The sequence below is a fragment of the Pseudomonas sp. PDM02 genome (assembly GCF_014852285.1).
Taxonomy (GTDB): domain Bacteria; phylum Pseudomonadota; class Gammaproteobacteria; order Pseudomonadales; family Pseudomonadaceae; genus Aquipseudomonas; species Aquipseudomonas migulae.
On record NZ_JACVBL010000002.1, the window covers coordinates 344661 to 363524 of the forward strand.

Annotated in this window: 20 protein-coding genes; all 20 read right to left on the reverse strand. The window is 62.3% G+C overall.

Annotated elements, in window-relative coordinates:
* Positions 1–222: 222 nt before the first annotated feature.
* The gene (locus IB245_RS05095) at positions 223–1449 is read right to left on the reverse strand and encodes a beta-ketoacyl-ACP synthase (RefSeq protein WP_008039910.1); all 1227 of its coding nucleotides are present in this window, start codon (positions 1447–1449) and stop codon (positions 223–225) included.
* Positions 1449–2177, reverse strand: a complete 729-nt coding sequence (gene fabG, locus IB245_RS05100) for a 3-oxoacyl-ACP reductase FabG (protein WP_192226873.1) — start codon at positions 2175–2177, stop codon at positions 1449–1451. Before fabG ends, IB245_RS05095 begins: the two co-directional genes overlap by 1 nt.
* Positions 2174–2662 carry a hotdog family protein gene (locus IB245_RS05105; protein ID WP_008039908.1) on the reverse strand — a complete coding sequence of 163 codons (489 nt, stop codon included), beginning with the start codon at positions 2660–2662 and terminating at the stop codon, positions 2174–2176. Before IB245_RS05105 ends, fabG begins: the two co-directional genes overlap by 4 nt.
* The gene (locus IB245_RS05110) at positions 2659–3855 is read right to left on the reverse strand and encodes a beta-ketoacyl-[acyl-carrier-protein] synthase family protein (RefSeq protein WP_192226874.1); all 1197 of its coding nucleotides are present in this window, start codon (positions 3853–3855) and stop codon (positions 2659–2661) included. The genes IB245_RS05105 and IB245_RS05110 overlap by 4 nt, the downstream gene beginning before the upstream one ends.
* Entirely contained in the window at positions 3852–4334 is a 483-nt protein-coding gene (locus IB245_RS05115; protein ID WP_032828583.1) for a hypothetical protein, read from the reverse strand. Before IB245_RS05115 ends, IB245_RS05110 begins: the two co-directional genes overlap by 4 nt.
* A 134-nt stretch (positions 4335–4468) precedes the next feature.
* Positions 4469–5194, reverse strand: coding sequence for a class I SAM-dependent methyltransferase (locus IB245_RS05120; protein ID WP_192226875.1), 726 nt, complete (start codon positions 5192–5194; stop codon positions 4469–4471).
* Positions 5191–6438: an NAD(P)/FAD-dependent oxidoreductase gene (locus IB245_RS05125; protein WP_192226876.1), complete on the reverse strand. Its 1248-nt coding sequence runs from the start codon at positions 6436–6438 to the stop codon at positions 5191–5193. Before IB245_RS05125 ends, IB245_RS05120 begins: the two co-directional genes overlap by 4 nt.
* Positions 6425–7582 carry a sodium:proton antiporter gene (locus IB245_RS05130; RefSeq protein ID WP_192227012.1) on the reverse strand — a complete coding sequence of 386 codons (1158 nt, stop codon included), beginning with the start codon at positions 7580–7582 and terminating at the stop codon, positions 6425–6427. Before IB245_RS05130 ends, IB245_RS05125 begins: the two co-directional genes overlap by 14 nt.
* Entirely contained in the window at positions 7582–9921 is a 2340-nt protein-coding gene (locus IB245_RS05135; protein WP_192226877.1) for an MMPL family transporter, read from the reverse strand. The genes IB245_RS05130 and IB245_RS05135 overlap by 1 nt, the downstream gene beginning before the upstream one ends.
* Positions 9905–10603 (reverse strand): outer membrane lipoprotein carrier protein LolA, encoded by a 699-nt coding sequence (locus IB245_RS05140; protein WP_192226878.1) that lies wholly within the window; start codon positions 10601–10603, stop codon positions 9905–9907. The genes IB245_RS05135 and IB245_RS05140 overlap by 17 nt, the downstream gene beginning before the upstream one ends.
* Positions 10600–11025: an acyl-CoA thioesterase gene (locus IB245_RS05145; RefSeq protein ID WP_192226879.1), complete on the reverse strand. Its 426-nt coding sequence runs from the start codon at positions 11023–11025 to the stop codon at positions 10600–10602. The genes IB245_RS05140 and IB245_RS05145 overlap by 4 nt, the downstream gene beginning before the upstream one ends.
* Positions 11018–12562, reverse strand: coding sequence for an HAL/PAL/TAL family ammonia-lyase (locus IB245_RS05150; RefSeq protein ID WP_192226880.1), 1545 nt, complete (start codon positions 12560–12562; stop codon positions 11018–11020). The genes IB245_RS05145 and IB245_RS05150 overlap by 8 nt, the downstream gene beginning before the upstream one ends.
* Positions 12543–13490: a glycosyl transferase gene (locus IB245_RS05155; protein WP_192226881.1), complete on the reverse strand. Its 948-nt coding sequence runs from the start codon at positions 13488–13490 to the stop codon at positions 12543–12545. Before IB245_RS05155 ends, IB245_RS05150 begins: the two co-directional genes overlap by 20 nt.
* Positions 13487–14221, reverse strand: coding sequence for a glycosyltransferase family 2 protein (locus IB245_RS05160; RefSeq protein WP_008025129.1), 735 nt, complete (start codon positions 14219–14221; stop codon positions 13487–13489). The genes IB245_RS05155 and IB245_RS05160 overlap by 4 nt, the downstream gene beginning before the upstream one ends.
* A 128-nt stretch (positions 14222–14349) precedes the next feature.
* Positions 14350–16032 (reverse strand): acyl-CoA synthetase family protein, encoded by a 1683-nt coding sequence (locus tag IB245_RS05165; protein WP_192226882.1) that lies wholly within the window; start codon positions 16030–16032, stop codon positions 14350–14352.
* Positions 16029–16574 (reverse strand): hypothetical protein, encoded by a 546-nt coding sequence (locus tag IB245_RS05170; protein ID WP_008025126.1) that lies wholly within the window; start codon positions 16572–16574, stop codon positions 16029–16031. Before IB245_RS05170 ends, IB245_RS05165 begins: the two co-directional genes overlap by 4 nt.
* Positions 16571–16825, reverse strand: coding sequence for an acyl carrier protein (locus IB245_RS05175; protein ID WP_008025124.1), 255 nt, complete (start codon positions 16823–16825; stop codon positions 16571–16573). The genes IB245_RS05170 and IB245_RS05175 overlap by 4 nt, the downstream gene beginning before the upstream one ends.
* Before the next feature lie 9 nt (positions 16826–16834).
* Positions 16835–17095, reverse strand: a complete 261-nt coding sequence (locus tag IB245_RS05180) for a phosphopantetheine-binding protein (RefSeq protein WP_008025122.1) — start codon at positions 17093–17095, stop codon at positions 16835–16837.
* Complete coding sequence (locus IB245_RS05185) at positions 17076–17885, reverse strand: lysophospholipid acyltransferase family protein (RefSeq protein ID WP_192226883.1); 810 nt, start codon at positions 17883–17885, stop codon at positions 17076–17078. Before IB245_RS05185 ends, IB245_RS05180 begins: the two co-directional genes overlap by 20 nt.
* Positions 17861–18586: a beta-ketoacyl synthase chain length factor gene (locus IB245_RS05190; protein WP_192226884.1), complete on the reverse strand. Its 726-nt coding sequence runs from the start codon at positions 18584–18586 to the stop codon at positions 17861–17863. Before IB245_RS05190 ends, IB245_RS05185 begins: the two co-directional genes overlap by 25 nt.
* Positions 18587–18864: the final 278 nt, after the last annotated feature.

Below are 18864 nucleotides of genomic sequence, written 5' to 3' on the forward strand. Positions count from 1 at the left end.
CCTGTAGGAGCCGGCTTGCCGGCGATAGCGGACTATCAGGCGACATCGATGTTGAATGATCCACCGCTATCGCCAGCAAGCCGGCTCCTACAGGTTTTGCATTTTTTCAGTAGTAGTTGTGGGACGTTTCCTAAGACATCTCTAACGAGCTGAATGACCCCACAACGTCGTCAACCCGTAAACCTGTAGGAGCCGGCAAGCCGGCTCCTACAAGGGATTGCGTTACGACCAGCGCTTGAAGATCAACGAGGTGTTGACGCCGCCAAACGCGAAGTTGTTGTTCATCACATACTGATTGCTCATCTGCCGAAACTCGCCGCGCAGGTAATCGAGCTTGCCGCAGTGCGGATCGACCTCATCGAGGTTGAAGGTGTGCGCGTACAAATCGCGGTTCATCATTTCGATGCTGAACCACGACTCCAATGCACCGCAGGCGCCGAGGGTGTGGCCGAGGAAGCTCTTCTGTGAACTGATCGGCATGTGTTCGCCGAACAGGCTGCTGGTCGCCAGTGTTTCGGCGATGTCGCCCTGTTCGGTCGCGGTGCCGTGACCGTTGACGTAGCCGATGTCCGATGGCTGCAAACCGGCGTCTTCCAGGGCCAGTTCCATCGCGCGGCGCATGGTGGCCTGCTCTGGACGGGTGGTGTGCTGGCCGTCGGCGTTGCTGCCGAAGCCGACGAGTTCGGCGTGAATGTGTGCGCCGCGTGCCAGCGCGTGTTCGAGCTCTTCCAGCACCAGCATGCCGCCGCCTTCACCGATCACCAGGCCATCGCGAGCGCTGTCGTAAGGGCGTGGTGACGTCTGCGGCGCGTCGTTTTTCAGGCTGGTGGCGTAGAGCGCGTCGAAGACCATGGCTTCGGTGGGGCACAGCTCTTCGGCGCCGCCGGCGAGCATCAATGGCAAGCGGCCGAACTTGATCGATTCGTAGGCATAACCGATGCCCTGACTGCCGCTGGTGCAAGCACTGGAAGTCGGGATCAATCGGCCGGTGAGGCCGAAGAAGATGCTGATGTTCGCCGCCGTGGTGTGCGGCATCATGCGCACGTAGGAGTTGGCGTTCAGGCCTTCGGCCACCGAGTTGAGCAGCATGTTGCCGAATGCCTTGATTTCGTCGGTGCTGCCGGTGGATGAGCCGCACGCGACGCCCATGCGCCCGTCCTTGATCGAAGGGTCACCGAGCAAACCGGCATCGGCCAACGCCTGTTCCGCCGCGCCGACGGCCAGGCGCGAGACGCGGCCCATGCTGCGCAGTTGTTTGCGGGTCCAGTGGCTCGGCACTTTGAAATCATCAATGGGACCAGCCAGGCGCGTGTTGAGCTCGGTGAAACGGTCCCACTCGTCCATGCGGCGGATGCCGCTGCGGTTGGCTGCGAAGTTGCCGGCGATGGTTTCCCAGTCGCTGCCCAGTGAGGTGATGCCGGCCATGCCGGTGACGACGACGCGCTTCATCAGCACAGGCCTCCGTTGACGGCCAGAACCTGCCGGGTGATGTACGACGCTTCCGCCGACATCAGGAAATTCACCGCGCCGGCCACCTCTTGCGGGGTGCCCATGCGCTGTGCGGGAATCATTTTCATCAGTTCTTCCACTGGCACGTTTTCGTCGAGCATGGCGGTGTCGATCAGGCCGGGTGCGACGCAATTGACGGTGATTTTGCGCTTGCCCAGTTCAATCGCCAACGCTTTTGCCGCGCCGATCAAACCGGCCTTGGAGGCACTGTAATTGACCTGCCCGCGATTGCCGATCAAACCGGAAACCGAAGTGATGCAGACAATTCGCCCGGCGGCGCGACGACGGATCATCGGCATCATCACAGGGTGCAGCACGTTGTAGAAACCGTCGAGGTTGGTGCGCATCACCACATCCCAATCATCCTCGCTCAGCGCCGGAAAAGCACCGTCACGCGTCAGGCCGGCGTTGAGCACCACGCCGTAATAGGCGCCATGGCTTTCCACGTCGGCTTCGAGAATGGCTTTGCAACTGGCGCGGTCGGACACGTCGAATTGCAGGATGCGTGCGTTGCGGCCCAAGGCTTCGATTTCGGCCTTCACCCCTTCGGCGTCAGCCAGGCCGCTGCGGCAATGCAGCACGATGTCATGCCCGGCCTGAGCCAGACGCAACGCGATAGCGCGGCCGATGCCACGGCTGGAACCGGTGACCAGTACGGATTCAGTCATGCCTGCGTTCCTTGTGAAAAGCCTTGTGAAGAGCTTTGTGGGGTTTCATGAAGATATTGAGCGGCCTGAGGCGGGCGGAACACGTTCAGACGGGCGGTAGCGTGAATGCCGGGGGCGTTGATGTGGCATTCGAACACGCCCATGCCGTTGTCGTCTTCCAGCGAACGCAGACCATGGATAGTCAGCTCGGTGCCGGCGGGAAAGTGGTCGACATTGCATTCGAATTTGCGGGTGCCGAGCAGGAAACCCAGCTCCACCGCATCGCCTCGCTGGCGCGCATGGCAGCCGGCGAAGGCGGCGACGCTCTGGGCCATCAGTTCGATGCCGACCCACGCCGGCAGGCTGCCGTCGGGACGGTTGAACAGGCCATCGGGCTTGACGGTGAGGCGGGTGTGGATCTGCTCGTCATCGAACGCGAGGATCTGATCGATGAGGATCATGTCGCCAGCGTGCGGCAGCAGTTCGGCGAGCGGCCAGTCAATCATGGGGCGTCTCCGATAATCAGGCTGACGTTATTGCCACCGAAGGCAAAGGAATTGCTCATCAGGTAGCGAGGTGCAATGGACGCCAGGCGATCGGCCGGGGTCACCCAATTCAGGGCTGGCAGTTGCGGGTCAGGCTGGCCGTCCCAGACATGTGGCGGCAACGTATGTGTTTGATTGTCAGCGCTCAGGCTTAGCCAGCAGAACGCCGCTTCCAGCGCGCCGGCCGCGCCGAGGGTATGACCGGTCATCGGTTTGGTCGAAGAACACGGCACGCCGGTCGGGAACAAGGCCGACACCGCGAGGCTTTCCATGGCGTCATTGTGTTGCGTGGCGGTGCCGTGCAGGTTCAGGTAACCGATCTGTTCGGGTTGCAGGTTCGCGCGGCCCAGGGCCTTGCGCATCGCTTGCAGGGCGCCACGGCCGGTCGGTTCCGGCGCGGAAATGTGGTGCGCATCTGAGCTGGCGCCACTGCCGAGCAGTGCAATCGATGGTTTATCGCCAGCCACTTTGGTCATCAGGAACAGCACCGCCGCTTCACCGATGTTGATGCCGTTGCGGTTGACCGAGAACGGGTTGCAACGTTGTTCGGACACCGCCTCCAGCGCCGAGAAGCCGTTGAGGGTCAATTTGCACAAACTGTCGACGCCGCCGCACAACACTGCGTCGCACAGGCCCAGGTCCAACAGGCGCTGGGCACTCATCAGCGCACGGGCGCTGGAGGTGCAGGCGGTGGAAATCACATAGGCCGGGCCGCTGAGTTGCAGCCAGTCGGCAAGGAAATTCGCCGGCGCGCCGAGTTCCTGTTGCTGATAGTCGTAATAGTCCGGGAACTGATGTTCGCGGATGTAATGGGCCAGGCCGCGGCTGGCTTCATCGATGCCGGACGTGCTGGTGCCGAGGATCACGCCGATGCGGTCGCGGCCGTAGGTCTGGATCGCTTGATCAATGTCGTCGCGGATTTGCAGCGCCGCTTCCAGCAACAACTGATTGTTTCGGGTGCTTTGCTTCACCAGTTCCGCCGGGATCGGCGCCAGTGCACCGCGAACTGCGGCCACCGGCAACGAACGTTCCGGCACCCAGCCGGCCTCGCTGCGCATGCCGGAGCAATCGCCGGCAAACAGGTTGCGCGCGACTTCGTGCTTGTCGCGGCCCAGGGCGCAGATCACCCCGAGGGCGTTCAGGTAGGCGGTCATGGTGTCTCACCGGACAGGGGCGTGACTTGGTACGTCGGACCTTTGGGCAGGTTCAATTCAAAGCTCATCGGTTGTGAATAACGGACTTCCCAGTACTCGGGCAGGGAGCGTTGTGCGCCATGCTGCCAGGCCGTTGGGTAGTTGCCGCGCAATTCATCCTTGGGCGTCAGCGCAAACACCAACGCCGCGAACAGCTCACGGGCTTCCGGGTTGGGCGGCAACAGGCCGTCCGCTTGCCATTGACCGTCGATCAGTTTCTGACGTGCCTGTGGAATACCCAGCAGGTCCATCATCGACCAGCGAATGCCCGGGCCTTCACGCGCAATCACCAGCACCCAGTCCTGACGCTGGCCGTCCGCCAGACGCTGAATGTGCAATTGCTGCGGCAACGGCAGGCTCGGGGTTTGCTCGGGCAGCGGTGCCTTGCTGGCGCAGGCGCTGATCAGCAGGACCGCGCCAATGAGCAAAAATCTCAACACCGCCGCATACCCTGTGGGAGTGAGCCTGCTCGCGATGGCGGCCATACAGTCGACATTTATGCTGACTGACACACCGCTATCGCGAGCAGGCTCGCTCCCACAGGGTGCGCCGTTTAAGCCAATGACAGTGAACATCACACAGCACCTTCAAGCGGTTTGCGCGCCACCACATTGACCAGGGTTTCTTCCCGTTGGCCGAAGGGTTTTGGCTGGCGCAGACCCCAGCGTTCAAGCAGGCCGAAATCCTTGGCGCGACTCCACCACAAGTAGGGATACGACACGTTGTGCGGGGCAAATTCGAAACCCTGGCGACGAATCATTTCAAGGTACCCGGCGGCGCTCTTCTGCACGTGCATCGGATGGCGGAACAACCAGCGGATCACCCAGGTATCAATGTAAGCCTCGGTGGATTCGGCGAACAGCAGATAACCACCGGGCTTGAGCACACGGTAGAACTCGGCGAGCGCTTTGTCCTGTTCCACCAGATGATGGAAGGTCTGGTGGCAGAACAGCAGATCGACGCTGGCATCCGGCACGGCCAGCGTGGCGCAGTCGCTGCCGATCAACTCCACGTTCATGCCCTGACGGGTGGCTTCTGCGCCGCTCAGGTCGAGGCTGTGCGGGTCGGCGTCCACGCCGATCAGGCGCTGTGGCGCAAAGGTCTGGCGCAGGTACTGGAACGACTTGCCCTGGCCGCAACCGGCATCCAGCAACACTGGATGGACGGGCAACGGTTCGCTGAAGAGGCTGCGCAGGTCATTGATTGCCACACGCAGCACATGGTGCTGCCAGGTGTGGCTGCGCAGGAACCAGAACCCGAAGCGCGTCTCCTCGACGTAGTTGTCGCTCAAGTAGCTCATGTGGCATCCCTTGCACAGAGTTCCGACAGCATCCGCAGTCGGCGTTTCGGTTCGGCGACGAACGGATTGCGTTCATCCCAGGCATAACCGGCGAGGATCGAACTGATCATGCGGCGGATGTCCGGCGAGCTGTCCGGATGGAAAATCACGTCCTGGAACGTCCCGGCATACCAGCCTTCAACGTAGCAGCGGAAGGTGTCGACGCCGCGCTTGAGCGGTGTGGCGAACTCGGTTTGCCAGTCGACACGTTCACCTTGCAGCTGGCGATGCAAAACCCCGGCGGCCATGCTCGCCGAACGCATGGCGATGGTCACGCCGGAGGAGAACACCGGGTCGAGAAATTCTGCCGCGTTGCCCAGCAGCGCAAAGCCTGGTCCGTGCAAGGTTTTGACGTTGGCCGAGTAGCCGCCGATGGTGCGCGCCGGCGTATCCCACACCGCGTTGTTCAACACGCCGGAGAGGCTTGGCGTCTCGGCAATGAAACCGCGCAGGCAATCGTCCAGATTATCGGCACGACCGGCGAAATGCTCCGCCGCCGCGACCACGCCCACCGAGCAGCGGCCGTTGCTGAACGGGATGGTCCAGAACCAGACATCGCGTTTGGTTGGATGCGTGGTGACGAGGATTTTCGTGCGGTCGAAACCCGGGTGGTCAATGTGGTCTTCGACGTGGGTGAATACCGCCTGGCGCACCGGGAAATTCGAGGGTGCCTCAAGGTCGAGCAGGCGCGGCAGGACGCGGCCGTAGCCGCTGGCATCGAGCATGAAATCAGCCTCGACGCGGTACTCGCTGCCATCCTCGCGCTGCACGCCGAGCAGCGGTTTTTCCCGCTCGATATCGACGCTGACGATCGCTTCGCCATAGCGGATTTCCGCGCCTTGCAGCGCGGCCTGATCGGCCAGCAGTTTGTCGAAATCGGCGCGCTGGACTTGAAACGTGGTCGGCTTGCCGTTGCTGAAGGTGTCACCGAAATCGAAGGCGCTGTACTGCTCGCCCCAGGCGAACGCCGCACCGGTTTTCAGCTGGAAACCTGCAGCGTTAACCGCTTCGAGCATGCCGGCTTCTTCGACGAAATCCAGGCAGTGCGACAGCAGGCTTTCGCCGATGGAGAACCGTGGGAAATGCTGGCGTTCGATCACTAACACATCGTGGCCTTTGCGCTTGAGCAGCGCGGCGGCGATGGCGCCCGATGGACCGGCGCCGATGATCACTACCTGACGACGTTCCATTTCAACGATTGGCATGGGGGCTCCTTGCCGGGACGGCAGCTTTCAAAGGGATTCGGTGCATGCCGGCCAATGCCGGCAGCAATGTCGCGATAAGACCCATCAGCATCAGCGCAAAGTACAGCGGCGGGCTGATGAGCTGTTGTTGCAGCAGCAGGTTGAGAAAGACGATCTCGCTCAAGCCGCGAATATTGAGCAGCACACTTTCGCGCCAGCGGCTGGCGCCCGCAAACGAAGCGCCGGCCCAGCCAAGTCCCAGCCAGTTGCCCAGCAGTTTGCTGGCAATCGGGAACAGCAGCAGCGCAGCCAGTTGCGCCCAGCTCAGGCTGTCCATGGCGCTGTGGACGTTGATCTGCACGATGCCAAACGTCAGGATCAACGGGATCGCGATCCAGGTCTGCAGGCGATTCATCCACGCCGCCGGCATTGGCAGCACCAGCGGCACCTTCAGCGCGGCCATGCACAACAAATAACCGATGCCGACAATCAGCGCATTGAGCTTGTAGTGCTCGGCCACCACCAGCAACCCGAAGAAACAGCCGCTGTAGAGCCGTGGCTGGCGCAAGCCGAGCACCCGCAGCAGCAAGGGCACACATGCGCAGACCAAGGGCAGCAACAAACTGCTCAGGTGCAGGCTGCCTTGAGCGATGGCGAACACGGTCCAGCACGTGAGGTCGATGAGGATCGCGGTTTGTACCAGGCGCCGGGTCGCGGCGACCGGGTAGTCGATATGCCGAAGGTACAGGTACAACACCGGAATCGCGGTAATGGCGAACAGCAGCCCGACCGCCAAAGAGCTGATCCACGGCTGTGGCGGCAGCAGCCAGATCGCTGTCGCGAGCCCGCCGGCGAACGGAATGCAGAAACTCGGCAGGGCGATTTTCAGGCTCTGGCGGTCCAGGCGCAGGTCGATCACGTCGCTGAGGATGTAGCCCAGCAATAGCGCGAAACTCAGGCTGTAGAGGTTTTTCAGCCAGATCGGAGCGACCAGCGTTGCGCCGCTCAAGTGCCATTGAGGTTCGATCCAGAAGTACATCAGCAGCGGCAAACCGACGGTGGCCAGCAACAACTGGCTGACGATCGGGATCAAACCGAAGTGCTGCCCGACACGCGTGGCCACGGCGAACAGCGCCAGGGCCATTGCCCAGAACAACACGACCATCACGCTGCCGACTCCGCGACCGTGGCCGCTTGCACGTGCCGTCCGGCCCACGGCGCGAGGATGAAGCTGAACGCCAGGCCGAGGCTCACCGACAACCCGAAGTTGCTCACCGCCGGGGTGCTGGACACGGCCAGCAATCCGAACGACAGCCACGTGGTCAACGCCGCCAGCAGGGTGCCCAGCAGGCTGACGGCGGCACCGCCGACCTGTTCGCGCATGAGGATCGCGTAATCGACGCTGATTGCCGTCACCAGCAGCAGGCCGAACAGGCTGAACAACGTCAGCGGCTGTCCGAGCCAGCCGAGACTGGCGAGGCTGCACAGCGCCGCCAGCAACGGCAGGGCGACGATGCGCAACGCGCCGCCAAGGCCGAACGGCAGGATCAGCACCAGTACGATCAGCACGCAGGAGGCGAGTTTCAGTTCCGCAGCGCTGATCTGGGTTTTGGCGAACACGTTATTCAATTCGCCCAGACGATCCACCAGTTCCACCCCCGGCAAGTCCAGCGCTTGCACCCGCAGCAGTGCAGGGTTGTTCAGGCCTTGCAGGCTGACCATCGCCGCCACGCCGTCTTCGGTCGGGCCCAGCCATAGCGTGCGATAGGGTTCGGCCAGCGGACCAGTCAGTGCGCTGTCGATGTCTTCGACCGGCAGGGCCTGCAACTTCGCCAATTCGGTTTTCAGAGCTTCGACCGGCACGCCGACGTCGAGCAACGGTTGCCAGAACCCCGGCAACTTGTTCAGCGCTTCGCGCACTTGCCGTTGCTCGCTGGGCTGGCTGACCAGTTGATTCAGCGACAGATAGCCTTGAAGTTTGTTCAGATTGACCAGCTGATCCAGCCGCTCGCTCAACGCGGTTTGGCGTTCGAGCAATGCTTGTTGATTGGCCGCTCGCACCAGGAAGAACTGGCTGGTGGGTTGGTAGCCGGTGATGCGCGCAATGGTCTGGGCTTCGTCGGTCAATTGCTGCGGTGCGCCGACCCATTGGCGAATATCGTTTTTGGTATCGAGCTGCAACAGACCGCCCACGCAGAAGGCAATCAGCAGCACCAGCAGCACGGGCGTACGGGCGATTTTCAACAGCCTTTCGCGCAGCGCCAGCAAATACTCGGCGACGCGCAATGGCCATTGCGCCGGGCGCAAATCCGAACCCTTGAGCAGCGCAGGCAACAGGCACACCGCCGACAGGTAGGCGCCGAGCAGCCCGGCGGCGGAGAACACGGCGATCTGGGTCAGGGCCGGGAACGGGGTCCAGGCCAGCGCGAGGTAACCGATGCAACTGGTGATCAGGCTCAGCGTCAGCCCCGGCAAGGTCAGGCGCAACGCCGGCCAGCTGTGCCAGGGTTTCAGGCTCCAGCTCTTGGACAAATAGTGCAGCGGGTAATCGACTGCGACGCCGATCAGGCTGGAGCCGAGCACCAGCGTCATCACATGCATATGGCCGAACAGCGCCACGCACGCCACCGCGCCAAACAGCATGCCCACCAGCACCGGGACGAACGCCAGCAATACGCGCAAACGGCGGAAGGCCAGCAACAACAGCAACAGAATGCCGACAGTGGCACCGCCGCCGACCCAGGTTATCTCGCGTGAGGCTTGCCGCTGCCCGTTGGCCGCGTAGAGCAAGCCGCTGGCGGCCAGCAGTTGCACGTCAGCCTGGGCCGCTTCTTCACGGCTGTGCTTGAGCAGATCGGCCACTTGCAGCGGCAGGTTCATGTCGAAAGCGTTGCCGGTGGTGCGCGCCCGCAGCAACACCCAGCTCTTGCCGTCGGCATCGGCAACCAGTGCGCCGCTGCCGATGTCCAGTTGCACCGAACCGTGTTGCGGCTGGCTGTTCTGGATGCGCCCGGTCAGGCCCAGCCAGTCATCCTGGCTCGCCACCAGGCTGAAACCGGTGAATGGGTCGAACAATGCCTGCACCCGTTGCTGGATGAACGCGTCGGGATGCTCAATCAGTTGCTGGCGATCCGCTGCCGAGAGCATCGCCAACCGGCCTTGCAGCAGTTGCGTGCGCAGCGCCGGCAAGTCGGCTTGCAGGGTCCACTGGACCTTTTCGAACAAACCGCTGGCCTGCCATTGCTCGCCCAGTTTCTGCGCCATGGCGACGGCTTGCTGGCGATCTGTGTGACCGACCAGCACCAGCATTTCGCGGTTCAGCGGTTCTTGCATGCGTTGTTCGGCGCGCAGTTCCAGCGCGTCCGGCGCCGTGCCCGGCACCAGTTCCATCAGGTTGGCGGACAGCGGCGCGCCGTCCCGCCATTGCCAACCGGCGAGCGCGAGCACCGCCAGCAGCAGGATCAGAAACAGCCGTGGAAGCGTGCGTTCACTCGGCAAAGTCATGTTGCTCCGCGTCGCTCAACGGTTGGGTGCTGGTGCTGTCCTGCATCCGCAGCAAGGTGCTGTCACCCTGGGTTTCCAGCAGCTCGATGGTGTTCACCAATTCGCCGCCGGTGATGTTGATCTGATTGAACACCTGCTTGAGCAGCAGCGAACGCGGGGTCAGCGTCAGTTTCCAGTTCTGCGCCTCACCGCTCAGCGACAGTTCGAAGTCCCGTTGCAGTCCGCTGCTGTCGCCTTGCAGCACGGCGAGGAACAAGCGGTTCTGCTCGGCGCCGGCACTCTTGCCGGGCAGCATTTGCCAGCCGCTGGCGTCACGTCGCGCAATGCCTTTGCCGGTGATGCGGTAATCCTGTTGCAGCGGAGTTTTCAGCAACCACAGCAGGCCGTGGTTTTTCGCGAGGACGAACGTGCCTTTGCTGGTCAGCGGCTGGGGCAGGGCGCGCAGGTGTTTTTCCTGGATGAAGTGGCCGTGGATCACATCGGGTTTGGCCAGTTGATCGCTGAGCTGTTGCAGATCGAAGGCATGGGCCAGGCCTGGAATGCCCAGCAACAGGCACAACACTGTAGGAGCGAGCTTGCTCGCGAAAAACCTGAGAGCGCCGCGGAGTGTCACGTGTCCAGCGTCATCGTTAACGACCATCGCGAGCAGGCTCGCTCCCACAGGGGGAGGGCAGAAAATCATGGCAGGGCCCTCTCGACGGCGTCGGTGAAGATTTTGGGCGAGGCCAATTGCATCTCACGGCTGCTCATGTCGACTGCAACCTGCACGGAGACGGCGCGGGTCAAGCGTTCGCCGGTTTCCAGGTCGCTGATCAGGTAGTTGATCTTCAGCCGGTTCTCCCACTCCACCAGATTGGCGCGCACGTTCAGCTTTTGGCCGAACACGGCACCACGCACATAGCGCAATTGCAGGTCGATCACCGGCCAGGCGTAACCCGACTCGGACATGGCCGTGTAGTTGTGGCCGATTTTATCCAGCAGCGCACAACGGGCGATTTCCAGGTATTTGACGTAATGGCCGTGCCAGACCACGTTCATGCTGTCGACGTCAAAGAACGGCACGAGGATTTCCGTATCAGTGTGAAGCACTCCCTTGCTACGCATGCAGCCTCCAGTGTTGCTCGGCAATCCGTTTCAGGCACAGGCGCAATTCGCCTTCCAGCGCGCGGTCTTCGATGACCGGCGGGAAGTCCTTGGCCAGCTCTTCATGCATGGCAGCAAGGGCCGGCGGCAACGGGCGCGCGTCCTCGGCCTTGCTGCGCAGCCACACGCCTTGATTGGCGGCGAGCAGTGTGGCAGCGGCGACCTGTTCGGTCAGCTCCAGCACACGAATGGCATCGCGGGCAGCGATGGTGCCCATGCTCACCTTGTCCTGGTTGTGGCATTCGGTGGAGCGTGAAAACACGCTGGCCGGCATGGTGTTTTTCAGCGCCTCGGCGGTCCAGGCGCTGGTGCCGATCTGCACGGCTTTGAAGCCGTGGTTGAGCATCGCTCGATCTGCCGTGGCGCCGGACAAATTGCTCGGCAAGCCATGGTTGTAACGCTCGTCCACCAGCAACGCGAGTTGACGGTCGAGCAGGTCGGCCACGTTGGCCACCAGGTTTTTCAGGCTGTCCATGGCGAACGCGATGTGGCCGCCGTAGAAATGCCCGCCGTGCAGCACGCGCTCGGCTTCGGCGTCGATGATCGGGTTGTCGTTGGCGCTGTTGAGTTCGATCTCGATGAACGAACGCAGCCAGTTCAGGCTGTCGGCCAAGACGCCCAGTACGTGCGGCGCGCAGCGCAGGGAATAGCGGTCTTGCAGGCGATGCAGCGGTGCGGTCGGCGCGTCGATCGCCAGATCCTTGCGCAGCCACGCGGCGACTTGCATTTGCCCCGGATGCGGTTTGGTGGCGAACAGGTGCTCGTCGAAGTGCTCCGGATTGCCTTGCAACGCGACCACGTTCAGCGCGGTGATGCGCGTGGCAAGTTGCAGCAGGTAATCGGCGCGGGCATAGGCGAGGCAAGCGAGGCCGGTCATGACGGCGGTGCCGTTCATCAGCGCCAGCGCTTCTTTGGGGCGCAGCACCAGCGGCTCCCAACCGAGTTCGCGGTGCACATCGGCGGCCTGGCGGCGTTCGCCACGGAACATCACTTCGCGTTCGCCGGACAGGGTCGCCGCGACGTAGGACAGCGGCGTCAGATCACCGCTGGCGCCCACTGAACCTTCTTCCGGGATCAGCGGCAAGATGTCGTGTTCAAGGAATGCTTGCAGGCGTTCCAGCAGCTCGATGCGAACCCCCGACACGCCGTGGCACAGCGACTGCAAACGTGCAGCCAGCACCGCGCGGGTGGCTTGGGCGTCGAGCAGTTTGCCCAGGCCGCAACCGTGGAACGTGTACAGATGACGCGGCAACGCTTCGACGTGATGCAGCGGCACCGCGACCACGCAGGAATCGCCGTAACCGGTGGTCACGCCATAAATCACGCCTTCCTTGTCCAGCAGGGAATCGAGGAATCGTGCGCCCTTGGCGATGCGCTCGCGGTACGCAGGGTCAGCCTGCAACTGCGTCGGCACCTGACGGTTGGCCAGGGCCAGCACGTCTTCGATGCGCAAAGGGAGTTCGCCGAAGGTTACCGGCTCAAGCGTTGGCGTCGTCATCGGTCTTCCAGAAAGGGTAAAAGTTGAACCATTGTTGAGGTGCTTCGAGGCAATAGTGACCCAGGCGCTCGGCGTAGCGGGTCGCCCACTGATGAATGACCTGCTCGCGGTCGCTGCGCTTCCAGGTGATCGCATCGGCGAACGGTTCGAGGGTCAGTCGATAATCGCCGTCGGGTTTTTTCAGGCACAGCATCAGGTTGACCGGGCATTTCAACAGGCCGGCCAACAACCACGGGCCCTGCGGAAACTTTGCCGGATGGCCAAGGAAATCCACGGTCACGCTGCGACCGCCGTGCAACGGCACGCGATCACCGGCAATCGCCAGCCATTCGCCGCGCTCCAGGCGCTCGTGCAGTTGCAGCATGATCACCGGGTCCAGTTCGCTGACCTGGATCAGCCGCAGATTGGTGGCCCCGGCTTCGCCCAGCAGACGATTGAACTGCTCGGCGTGCTTGGTGTGCACCAGCACGTTCATCGTGACCTTTTCGCCGATCTCCGCCAGCGCGCGGCAGACTTCGAGATTGCCCAGGTGTGCGCCCACCAGCAGTTGCCCGCGGCTGCCACGCAACTGATTGCGCAGCAACGCCGGGTCGACGATTTCGATCTGCTCGATGCTCAGCTTGCCGTTCCACACGTCGAGTTTGTCGAGCATCGAATCTGCGAAGGCCATGAACTGACCGAATACCCGCCAATGGGTCGGGCGCAATTCAGTGCGGGCGCTCCAGTCTGCGAGGCGTTGCTGGTATTGCCAGGCACTGCGGCGGGCACTGCGACCGAACAGGAAAAAGTACAGAACGATGCCGTACAACAGCGGGCTCAACAGTCGGCGGCCAAGGACTTTGGCGCCGAACGCAGTGAGCTTCATCAGCCAGAAACTGCCGCGCTCCTCGCGGTCGGCCCAATGCTTTTTGTCGACGTTGCTGCTCATGCTCGCCACCGCCGCCAGAGAATCACCGGCGCCCGCAGCAACATGCCGAAGAACAACCGGGTATGCATGCTCGAAATCAGCACATTGTCGTGGAACATGCGGAAATGCGAGACGCCGTCCAGCGGGTAATGCACCTTGGTGGGCAACCACTGCATCGGCTGATTGCGCCAGGACAGGCGCACCAGAATGTCCGAGTCGAAGTCCATGCGCTTGCCGACTTTGGCCGATTCGATCACGGCGAGGGTCGGTGACAATGGATAGACGCGGAAACCGCACATGGAATCGCGAATCTGCAACGACAAGGTGTTGATCCACACCATCACGTGCGTCAGGTAACGAGCGTACAACCGACCTTTCGGCACACTGGCGTCGTATTGCGGATAGCCGCAGATCACTTCGCGCGGATGGGTGCGTGAGTGTTCGATGAACGTCGCGACGTCTTGCAGGTCGTGCTGGCCGTCGGCGTCCACCTGCAAGGCGTGGCTGAAGCCCAGGCGTGAGGCTTCGCGCAGACCGGTCATGACCGCGCCACCCTTGCCCTGGTTGGCGGCGAGGCGGATCAGGTAGACCATCTCGCGCTCCGCCAGGCGATCGAGCACCTTGGCGCAGGCCGGGCTGCTGGCATCGTCCACCAGAATGCACGGCAGGCCGCAGGTAATCAGGGCGTCGACCACCGTGGTGATGGCGGTTTCGTGGTTGTAGACGGGCACGACGGCGCAGGGGTTATGCATGTTGGCGTACACCTGGGAGACCGCGTTGATTCCATCGCGAGCAGGCTCGCTCCCACATTGGAATTGTGCAAAACGGCCCCTTGTGGGAGCGAGCCTGCTCGCGATTGAGTGCGTAGCACTCACCAAATTTATGCATCACTCGAAGCCTCCAGCAAAATCCGCCCGCTGGAACACGTGGCGGTCTCGTTGCGATAGGCGAAATACAACTTGCTGCGTACCGGATCGAAACGCAGGTGTAACTGGATTTCATCGCCGGGGCGCACCAGTTGCTGGAACTTCAGCACTTCCATGCCGGCGAATTTTTCTGGCAGGTTCATCAGTTGCTGGCCAAGGCTCAACGCCCAATCCACTTGCACCACGCCGGGCAATACCGGCGCCTGAGGGAAATGGCCGCTGAAGTAGGCGAGGTCCGGTGGCACCGCCAGTTGCAGGCTCCATTCGCCATCGGTTTCGACCTGCTCCAGCACTTGCGGCGCCTTTGGACGCGGCGCCAGCAACTGCGCCTCGACGTCGGCCTGAGGCAGTTTGCCCTGAGCGTTCAGCGGCAACTGCCGCAGTAAACGCCAACGTCGAGGCAAGGCAAGGGCTTCGCAATGCTGGCTCAGGTGTTGGCGCAATGCCTGAGTGAGGGTGCGTCGACCTTGATTGCGCAAGGCATGCAAACCTTGCTCGCTCAGCACCAGCAATGCACCCAGTGACGCGCGATTTTCCTGAACCACGCCCAGGCGCGCTTCGGCGACCCAGTCGTGGGCCATCAGCGCGTGTTCCAGCATCGGCAGGGAGATACGTTTTTCTTCCAGTTTGACGATCCGGTCCAGACGGCCCAGCAATTCGAAGCGGCCGTCGGCAGCGATTCGCGCGGCATCCGCGGTGTGTTCAATATGACCCGGTGGCAGGTACGGCGAGGCAATGAGCAGCGCGCCATCGCTGTCCTGGCTCAATTCGATGCCGGCAAACGGCTGCCACAAATCAAGTCCCTGGCGCCAGGCAATGCCGCCGGTTTCCGAGCTGCCGAAGATTTCCGTCGGCCACTGTTGCAGGCGTTGCTGCAGGCTTTGCGCCGCCTCGGCCGGCAATGCGCCGCCCGAGGAAAACACCCGACGAACTGCGCTCAAGGCCGGCCAGTCGAGGTTGTCGCCCATGCGCTTGAGCAGCGCCGGGCTGGCGACCCAGGCGAAGGCCGGGTGTTCGCGGCTGGCGCGCTGCAAATCTTCCGGAAAGGCCAGTTGCTTGCGCACGAACGAGCGCCCGGCACACAGCGGCCACAACACCCGAAACAGCAAACCGTAGATGTGTTGGGTGGCGACGCTGCCGATGATGCAGGCTTCAGCCAGATCGGCGCCCCAGAGTTGTTCCAGGGCTTCGACTTCATTGGCCAGTTGGCGCAGGTTTTTGTCGATGCGTTTGGGCGCGCCACTGGAGCCGGAGGTGCACAGGCTAAGCGTGCAGCGATCCAGGTCCAGCGCTGCTGCACTTAGCGGCGCATGGCGATAGTCGCTCAACTGAGCGTCATCGGCCTGATCCGTCAGCCACAGATCGACTTCGCTCGACCAGCGCTGGCGCGTCTGGGGTTGCAGGTCGGCAGGCAGCAACACGCTGACCCCGGCCCGCCAGGCGCCAAGCAGGGCAATCGCCAGGTCGGCGGCGTCTTCCAGATGCACGGCAATGCGCTGCACACCCTGCGCTTGCAGGCCGGCGGCCAGGCTCAGGGCCTGTTCGCACAATTGTGCGTGATTCAGCACCGGCCCGGCCGTTACGGCGCGTTCCGGCTGAGCCTTGAGCAACAGGTGCTCAAGTTTTATCCAATTCATGGGTGGCCTCGTACCCGTTGTCGTATAAGCCATTCAATGGCAAACATCAGGCCGATCAACCCATAGGAGATCAGGCCGGTGTACAACATCCACCAACTTAGCGGCGCCCAGAGGGTCAGGGCGGCGGCGCACAAACCGTTGCAAAGAAAAAACCAGCACCAGGCAATGGTGACCTGGCGGGTGTAACGAATGGCCTTGGCCGGCAAGCGTGGCTCACGCAGGCGGGCCAGGCGCTCGATCATCGGCGGGCCGAATTTCAGGCTCAACCCGAACAGCACCAGCATGAAGCCGCTGATCAGCACGGGGTACCAGCGCAGCATGGCGGGGCTGTCGAACAGTGCGAGCAACAGGCAAAACACGATGGCGACGATGGCCATCCACAGGCTCCCTGGTCGCCGCACGCCCGTCACCGCTCGCGCCAGCCACAGGCTGCCCAGCAGCAGGCCGAACTGCCACGGGGCGAAATGCTCCATGCCGAAATACACCGCGAAAGGGTACAGCAGCCCCGCGAGCAGCAGGCCGAGGCCGATCAGTCGACTCATGCGGCCGGCTGAACCAGACGGTAGACCGCCTCGACGACGTCGCTGACGGTACGCACCGATTTGAATTCTTCGGCGGCGATTTTCTTGCCGGTCTGGCGTTTGATGTGATCGATCAGGTCGACCGCGTCAATGCTGTCGATTTCCAGGTCCTGGTACAGGTTGGAGTCGAGGCTGACACGTTCTGGATCCAGCTCGAAGAGTTCGACCAAGGCATCGCGCAAGGTGTTGAAAATGTCGTCACGAGTTTGCATGGTCCGGTCTCAAGCTGCCTGTTTTGCAGTGACGAACGCCGCAAGGCTCGCCACGTTGCTGAAGTGATTGCGGGTGTCCTTGGCGTCGGCATCGATTTTGATGCCGTACTTTTTCTGGATCGCCAGGCCGAGTTCCAGGGCGTCGACGGAGTCCAGGCCCAGGCCTTCACCGAACAGCGTCTGGTCGTTGCCGATGTCTTCGACGCTGATGTCTTCGAGGCCAAGGGCGTCGATGATCAACAGTTTTATTTCACGGTGCAGATCGCTCATCTTCGGCGAGCTCCTTAATAAAGTAGTGATGCAGGTAATCATTGAGCTTGCGCGAGGCTTGAGGCGCCGGGCCTTGTGCAGCGAAGGCCTGTGGGTCTATATCGGCCCCGACACGGAAACTGAAGTGCACGCGACGTTTAGGGATCCGATACCAGGGTTCGGCCTTGGTCAAAGTGGTCGGGCTGACCTTGATGACCACCGGTGTGAGAATTTTCGCACCGCGCAGTGCGATCGACGCCGCACCCCGATGGAAGGCGGGTGCTTCGCCGGGTTGGGTGCGGGTGCCTTCGGGAAAAATGATCAGTGTCTGGCCGCTTTTCAGCGCGTCGGCCGCGGCGTCGAGCATGTCCATGCTGCCGTCGTTGCTGATGTATTCGGTGCAGCGTAACGGGCCACGGGTGAAAGGGTTTTCCCACAGGCTGCTTTTGACCACGCAGTTGGAATGGCGCACCAGGCCGATCAGGAACACCACGTCGATCAGCGATGGGTGATTGGCGATGATCATCTGCCCGGGGCGGCCGAGTTTTTCCGCGCCCTCGATGTCGTAGGTCAGCACGCCGGTGCGGGCCATGAACCGGACGAAAAACCAGAAACAGCGGCTGACGGTTTGCCGCGCGCGCAAGCGGTGCGTCTGGGCATCGCCGGGCAGACAGCTTAGCACCGGGAATACCACCAGGCGCAGGCAAAGCCCGCCCAATCCGAAGAGGGTGAAGCTTGCGGCGGTGGCCAGCAAACGCCAGTAATAGGCGTCGCGGTTTTTTTCGGTTACCGATTGCGTTGCCAGTTCCATACACGATTTTTCCAGGCATGTTGGCAGGTGGTCTGCTGGCCCAGCAGGGTACGCAAGAGATTCAGGGCATGGGGCCAGTGGGCTTTGGACAACTCATCCGAAGTGCTGTTCAAGGACAGTTGCCAGTCATTGCCCGGTGTGAGCAACAAAGCCACCGCGTAGGGAAACGGCACGTCGTCGATCCAGCTCGAATAGGCTTCGGGTGGCTGCTCTTCGGTGACCACCAGCAGGACGGCGGGCGCTCCTTCGCCAAGCAGCGCCGCAGCCTCTAGCATGCCGTGTTCAAGGCCATCGCCGGCCGCAGCCAGCGCGGTCATTTCGCTGGTTTCGCCGCGCATGATCGACCACAGGCCGATGACTGCGTTGTGCACAGACAGGCTGAACTGAGTCGGCGACAGGGGCTGATCGGCGGCCAGATCGCTGAGGATTTCGAAGGTGCGCGGGGTTTCGCCGTGGCGGGAAATAAAGACCAACGGTAGGTCAGGGCGACCATCGGCCAATGGCCAGCCGACACTGAACGCCATCCGCGCCAGGCGGCTGAGCCGCCGCCGTTGCATGGCCGGCAGAAACGAGACGTCGGGGGCGGCATCGCAGCTTGGCAGCACGACCGGTTGTCGGCTCCAGGCCTGCCAATCGTCCACGCTTTCGAGCCCAGGGGCCCACGCGCGCCATTGGGCGATGTTGAAGTTGATCACAGACATTCATCCCGCCCCTGCGGGCTTTCTTGACGCGGCAAGTCGCAAAATCGGCGATTCACCTGACGTGACGCTGAGCGTCGAGTGGCGCGCATTATCCCGTTGCGGCGAGCGCGTAGCAAATGCTGGTTACATTTTGCTCAACGAAATGTACCGATTGGTTCGTGAAAAGCTGTCGTTTGGCCATTATTCACATCGGTGGACGGATGTCTGTCGGCGCCGAGAGCATTTTTCCGGACGAGAAGGCGGCTTTTTCGGTGAGTGTTTGCACCTGACTGCGTAGT

Bases quoted from the DNA above. Each gene is read 5' to 3' on its own strand.
- fabG (WP_192226873.1), bottom strand. From the start codon at position 2,177: ATGACTGAATCCGTACTGGTCACCGGTTCCAGCCGTGGCATCGGCCGC.
- IB245_RS05155 (WP_192226881.1), bottom strand. From the start codon at position 13,490: ATGAGCAGCAACGTCGACAAAAAGCATTGGGCCGACCGCGAGGAGCGC.
- IB245_RS05120 (WP_192226875.1), bottom strand. From the start codon at position 5,194: ATGAGCTACTTGAGCGACAACTACGTCGAGGAGACGCGCTTCGGGTTC.
- IB245_RS05160 (WP_008025129.1), bottom strand. From the start codon at position 14,221: ATGCATAACCCCTGCGCCGTCGTGCCCGTCTACAACCACGAAACCGCC.
- IB245_RS05140 (WP_192226878.1), bottom strand. From the start codon at position 10,603: ATGATTTTCTGCCCTCCCCCTGTGGGAGCGAGCCTGCTCGCGATGGTC.
- IB245_RS05165 (WP_192226882.1), bottom strand. From the start codon at position 16,032: ATGAATTGGATAAAACTTGAGCACCTGTTGCTCAAGGCTCAGCCGGAA.
- IB245_RS05110 (WP_192226874.1), bottom strand. From the start codon at position 3,855: ATGACCGCCTACCTGAACGCCCTCGGGGTGATCTGCGCCCTGGGCCGC.
- IB245_RS05170 (WP_008025126.1), bottom strand. From the start codon at position 16,574: ATGAGTCGACTGATCGGCCTCGGCCTGCTGCTCGCGGGGCTGCTGTAC.
- IB245_RS05125 (WP_192226876.1), bottom strand. From the start codon at position 6,438: ATGCCAATCGTTGAAATGGAACGTCGTCAGGTAGTGATCATCGGCGCC.
- IB245_RS05145 (WP_192226879.1), bottom strand. From the start codon at position 11,025: ATGCGTAGCAAGGGAGTGCTTCACACTGATACGGAAATCCTCGTGCCG.
- IB245_RS05095 (WP_008039910.1), bottom strand. From the start codon at position 1,449: ATGAAGCGCGTCGTCGTCACCGGCATGGCCGGCATCACCTCACTGGGC.
- IB245_RS05135 (WP_192226877.1), bottom strand. From the start codon at position 9,921: ATGACTTTGCCGAGTGAACGCACGCTTCCACGGCTGTTTCTGATCCTG.
- IB245_RS05105 (WP_008039908.1), bottom strand. From the start codon at position 2,662: ATGATTGACTGGCCGCTCGCCGAACTGCTGCCGCACGCTGGCGACATG.
- IB245_RS05190 (WP_192226884.1), bottom strand. From the start codon at position 18,586: ATGTCTGTGATCAACTTCAACATCGCCCAATGGCGCGCGTGGGCCCCT.
- IB245_RS05130 (WP_192227012.1), bottom strand. From the start codon at position 7,582: ATGGTCGTGTTGTTCTGGGCAATGGCCCTGGCGCTGTTCGCCGTGGCC.
- IB245_RS05175 (WP_008025124.1), bottom strand. From the start codon at position 16,825: ATGCAAACTCGTGACGACATTTTCAACACCTTGCGCGATGCCTTGGTC.
- IB245_RS05185 (WP_192226883.1), bottom strand. From the start codon at position 17,885: ATGGAACTGGCAACGCAATCGGTAACCGAAAAAAACCGCGACGCCTAT.
- IB245_RS05180 (WP_008025122.1), bottom strand. From the start codon at position 17,095: ATGAGCGATCTGCACCGTGAAATAAAACTGTTGATCATCGACGCCCTT.
- IB245_RS05150 (WP_192226880.1), bottom strand. From the start codon at position 12,562: ATGACGACGCCAACGCTTGAGCCGGTAACCTTCGGCGAACTCCCTTTG.